Raw genomic sequence first — 2944 nt, forward strand, 5'->3', positions numbered from 1 at the left:
GAAAGCGGCTTAACGACCCAACGCCTGCCATAATAACTTTTCGAACCTTTCTTGCGCAAAGTAGAACTTCTCCCGCACTGCTATCCATTTCTCGACATCCTCGTAGGACGGCTCAGCAATGGCCTGCAATTCATCCCAAGCATCATGATGAGCGTCTGCAGCAGCATTCGCCTCGTCTCGCGCATTGATTACAAATTCAGGTAACTGAGCCATACGATGTCCTTTCACGATGGGAGGCTGCTTCTGGCCCAGGCTGTGTGAAAACGCAAAAACACGAAATTTTCATGGGTAGGGTGACCATTCCCCACTCCGAAAAAATCGCGTAGCGGGCGTTTTAAGAGACCGTTTTTTTGCGGGGCCGAATTTTTCTGCGTTTTCACACAGCCTCGGCCGGTTGGAGTCACTCTGCTGATGTCATTGGGGCTTCGCGGAGTATGAACCTGCTCGCCATCTGGTTCCAGCTAATAGCCCGCTCTTGAATAAATAACAACTGCCCATACTCATCCATATTTGAATCTCGGTGAGTTAAGCGTAGCCATTTCTCATAAAATACGTCAAAGTCTTCCTGATTCATTTGAGGTAAAAACTTATCGGAATAATCAAAGAGCGCAAGGAACTCAGTGTTAGGCCGCAACGATATTGAGCGCAATGGTTCAATGCCGAGCAACCCCATCAGCAACTCCAATTCTTGGTCACTGGCGAGCGTAACCGAGAAAAGCTCGGCACAGGCCGCCGCCATTAAGGCTTCAATCGACAAAGACGCTGTTGCACTTGGTTCGTTTGACGATGCGAATAGATAGCTTTGAATTCTCGCCTCCACTACAGTTGAGATGATATCGACGTCCAGTAGTCCGTCTGCTCCTGGCCGGTTGTCGTCTTTGCCAGGTTCCGCCCCAAAGCGGAAGTTCGAAATTGTTCCTCATCACGCAATCGCGCCCGAGCTTCTGACAGCGCTTGACCATATTCCATATTAAATGGAGCTACTGATTTCTTCTCAAGAATGCAGCACAGATTCCAGAGCGCCCTTTGTTCTGCTTGGTCTATTATATTCAACTGACCTGAATCAGAGTAGCGGCTCAAAAGCTCAAATAACATAAGGGCTTCGTCAGCGGTAAGTGTTATGTGAACTTCAGAATTTATATGCTGTTCATATGATGTAAATTCGCGCTTTATCTTCGTCTGTTCTTCGTCTGTAAATGGCCCAATCCGGCCGACGGCGTTCAGGATAGCGGTTTGCCCATCTGTAAAACGCGCTGATTCTCACTCTAGGCTGGCGCTGCCCTGAAGCGAAAGGGCGGCATTTCCGTGCACGCTTGGCCGTTTCGCAGCGGGGAATCAGTATAATTGCATAATTGCAATTATTGAAATGCCCGCCCCCCCCTTCTACGGTGTCACGAGCTGCGCAGAAGCGCTGCCTTCGGGGATAATCAGGGCAAAATCGTAGCCGTTGATCAGGTTGAACATTTCAATGTCGCCCCCCGCCAGTTTGCGCGAGCCTGGCCGCAGTGAACGCAGATCAAATAGAGACCAACTGCCGTCGGTGGCGCCTGCACTGGCCAGCAGTTTGAAGGCCGAGCTGTCAAGTTTGATTGGTGCCGGCTGATATGGCTTGCCCGCTCCCGCAAATCTCAGTTGCGTCCCCTTCGCCGCCATCACAATCAGGTGCAGCGTGGTATGGCCCTGGCCTTCGGCGCGTTCAGCCAGAAAGTTGCCAATGTCACGATTGTTGAGTGGATTAATGCCCTTGTATGCGTGATTTGCGCCGACCTTGACCACCAGCTTTTGCTCTTGCATGCCGAGCCGGGTTTCCAGGGTCCGCTTTAACAGCGTCAAACGTAAGCGGTTGGATAGGTCGCGATCGCCGGGCACTTGAGAAGCGCTTTTCTGATAGATGGCGCGTGTGGCCAGCAATGCATCGAGCAGGCCTAGCGCGGTTTGCTCTTTGGGGCCGGCAAGTAGCGGGCGCAACGAGGTCAGTTCCTCGGTTGAGGCCGACAGCATAAAGTACTCTAAGGGATTGCCGGTGGCTACCGCCTTTTGAGACGCGGCAGCTTCCATTTGACGCAAGGCTTCCATCTTCGTGCGGGCGGCCGGATTAACCGGCTGGGCCAGCATCAGCGTGATCAGGTATTTGGCCGCACCCACGAATTCCTGATCGATGCCCCAGTGCTGGAAGCGCGGTCCTGCGGCCAGGGCAAAGCTGGCGAGCATCTCTGCTTCCTGGCGCATGGTGTAGAAAGCAACGGAGTCCGGATAGATGGCGTCGAATCTGGCGATAGCAGCAACCGCGTCGGCACCCTTGAGTATCCCTTCGAGCGCACTCGTCACGGCTGGACCATTTTCGGTGACCAAGGTCGTGAAGCCGGCAGGGGGCAAGGCATTGAAGTAGGCGGATGAGAACTGGGCGATCTCGGCGACACCATGATCCTCGCCGAGGAGGACGTACTGCGCCTGGCGCGAAGCCTGCAGCAGCAGTGCCGCACCGGGTCCCGATAACGTGCCTTTGTCAAGAGTGATAGCGAGCCGGCTAGCTGTGAGTTTTTCAAGGACGGGGGTATCGGCAACAGCCGAATCGGCGAAGCCGAGCGTCAGGGTGGCGGCAAGGAAGGCGAGACGGAAGAACATAGTGGCGTGGGCCGATCAGGGCGGTCAGTGAATGAGTCAACAGTTTAAACTGTCGCTAGGAAGGTCGGCTTCTGGCCAATCTCAGCCATACAGTGTACGGCAACTGTCGCCCCCAGAGTAGCAGAGAGCGCTACATGTTTAATCGAGCAAAACAATCTGAACTTCGATGCTTCGCGTTGTCGCAAGCGCGCGGGGAAAAGTGCGGAGCATTCGAATCTCATCTCCAACCGCGCCACTGGCACTTGGCAGGCCACAGACGAACACCCGCGCAGCTAATGCAAACTCGCTGGAATGGCCGCTTGCCGTCGTTGCCAGGTAT

General features: G+C 54.1%; 4 protein-coding genes. All 4 read right to left on the reverse strand.

All coding sequences use genetic code 11. The features are described 5' to 3' along the window. Nucleotides 1-9 precede the first annotated feature (9 nt). The gene (locus V3C40_RS28200) at nucleotides 10-213 is read right to left on the reverse strand and encodes a hypothetical protein (RefSeq protein WP_219890550.1); all 204 of its coding nucleotides are present in this window, start codon (nucleotides 211-213) and stop codon (nucleotides 10-12) included. 187 nt (nucleotides 214-400) lie between these two features. After that, the gene (locus V3C40_RS28205; RefSeq protein ID WP_331779159.1) at nucleotides 401-757 is read right to left on the reverse strand and encodes a hypothetical protein; all 357 of its coding nucleotides are present in this window, start codon (nucleotides 755-757) and stop codon (nucleotides 401-403) included. A gap of 626 nt (nucleotides 758-1383) precedes the next feature. Continuing rightward, nucleotides 1384-2625 carry a hypothetical protein gene (locus V3C40_RS28210; RefSeq protein ID WP_331779160.1) on the reverse strand — a complete coding sequence of 414 codons (1242 nt, stop codon included), beginning with the start codon at nucleotides 2623-2625 and terminating at the stop codon, nucleotides 1384-1386. Between the two features lie 138 nt (nucleotides 2626-2763). Next, on the reverse strand, nucleotides 2764-2944 hold a 181-nt coding region (locus V3C40_RS28215), incomplete at its 5' end, for a hypothetical protein (protein WP_331779161.1).

This window comes from Janthinobacterium sp. LS2A (assembly GCF_036543145.1).
In the GTDB taxonomy this organism is placed as follows: Bacteria; Pseudomonadota; Gammaproteobacteria; order Burkholderiales; family Burkholderiaceae_D; genus Janthinobacterium; species Janthinobacterium aestuarii.

Coding starts and splice junctions, on each gene's coding strand:
- V3C40_RS28210 (WP_331779160.1), bottom strand. CDS start 2,625: ATGTTCTTCCGTCTCGCCTTCCTTGCCGCCACCCTGACGCTCGGCTTC.
- V3C40_RS28200 (WP_219890550.1), bottom strand. CDS start 213: ATGGCTCAGTTACCTGAATTTGTAATCAATGCGCGAGACGAGGCGAAT.